At 47.3% G+C, this 1,533-nt stretch carries 1 protein-coding gene; it reads right to left on the minus strand.

From position 1 onward, the window contains the following. Positions 1–1,193, minus strand: a 1,193-nt coding sequence (gene carB / locus PX481_RS03815; RefSeq protein ID WP_288093717.1) for a carbamoyl-phosphate synthase large subunit, incomplete at its 3' end; no start/stop codon positions are given. Positions 1,194–1,533: the final 340 nt, after the last annotated feature.

A 1,533-nucleotide genomic window follows, 5' to 3' on the forward strand; every position in this document is an offset into this window, starting at 1 on the left:
GCTTTTTGAAAGGATTCTTGGAAAGTTCGACCGATAGCCATGGCTTCCCCGACGGATTTCATCTGGGTGGTTAGAATCGGTTGGGAGCCGGGGAATTTCTCGAAGGCAAAGCGAGGAATTTTGGTGACGACGTAATCGATAGTCGGTTCAAAGGAAGCCGGGGTTTTTTTGGTGATATCGTTGGGAATTTCGTCTAAAGTGTAGCCTACTGCTAGTTTAGCGGCAAATTTAGCGATCGGGAATCCCGTGGCTTTCGATGCTAGGGCCGAAGAACGGGATACCCGGGGATTCATCTCGATCACGATTACGTCGCCGTTAGTGGGATTAACGGAGAATTGGATGTTCGATCCGCCAGTTTCTACGCCAATTTCCCGAATAATTGCCTTAGAATAGTCCCGGAGGCGTTGGTATTCTTTATCGGTTAGGGTTTGGGCGGGCGCAACCGTAATCGAGTCGCCGGTATGGACCCCCATAGCGTCAAAGTTTTCGATCGAACAGATGATCACCACGTTATCGGCTAGATCGCGCATGACCTCTAATTCGTATTCTTTCCAGCCAATTAGGGATTTTTCGACGAGAATTTGCGATGTAGGCGAACAATCTAGACCATACTGGGCCATCGGTTCAAATTCTTCTTGGTTATAGGCAATACCGCCCCCCGTTCCTCCTAAAGTGAAGGCCGGCCGGATAATGAGAGGATAGGAACCGATCTGATGGGCGATCGCTTTTGCTTCTTCTAAATTGTTGGCAATCCCCGAAGGACAGACGGGAACACCGATTTTCTCCATTGCTTTTTTGAATAGTTCCCTATCTTCGGCTTTTTCAATAGCGGGAAGTTTTGCCCCGATCAGTTCCACGTTATATTTTTCTAAAACGCCGCTTTTGGCCAAAGCTACGGCAGTATTGAGGGCAGTTTGACCGCCCATAGTCGGTAGAATCGCATCAGGACGTTCTTTGGCGATAATTTTCTCGACAATTTCCGGCAGAATTGGTTCAATGTAGGTGCGATCGGCCATTTCTGGATCGGTCATGATCGAGGCGGGGTTAGAATTGACTAAAATTACCTCATAACCTTCTTCTCGCAGGGCTTTACAGGCTTGAGTTCCCGAATAGTCGAATTCACAGGCTTGTCCGATGACAATTGGGCCAGCGCCCAAGATTAGGATTTTCTGTAAGTCATCACGGCGTGGCATAGGCTTAGGTTTGCTTGAGGATAAACCCCAATCATTGTATATGTTGTCACCCCTCTATTCCCTAAAGCTTTATTTAGGTTTAATGACCTTATTCTAGCTGTCAGCCTTGAATCAGTGATCGGTGATCAGATCTGAGCCTTGCACTAGCGACTGTTCACTATCTCCCCGCTCCCCAACACCCAACCGATCACTGGATAGGTAGGGCTTGCTGAATAAATCTAAAAACCTTGCTGGATAAGACTTTTAGACTTTTTGTCAATCCAAAAGTACCGGACCTGGGAGTGAGCGGGGGGAAAATTCAGGTACTTTTTCCCTGAAAATTAGGTAATTGACCAGATGA

It is taken from the genome of Microcystis sp. M53603_WE2 (assembly GCF_030065435.1).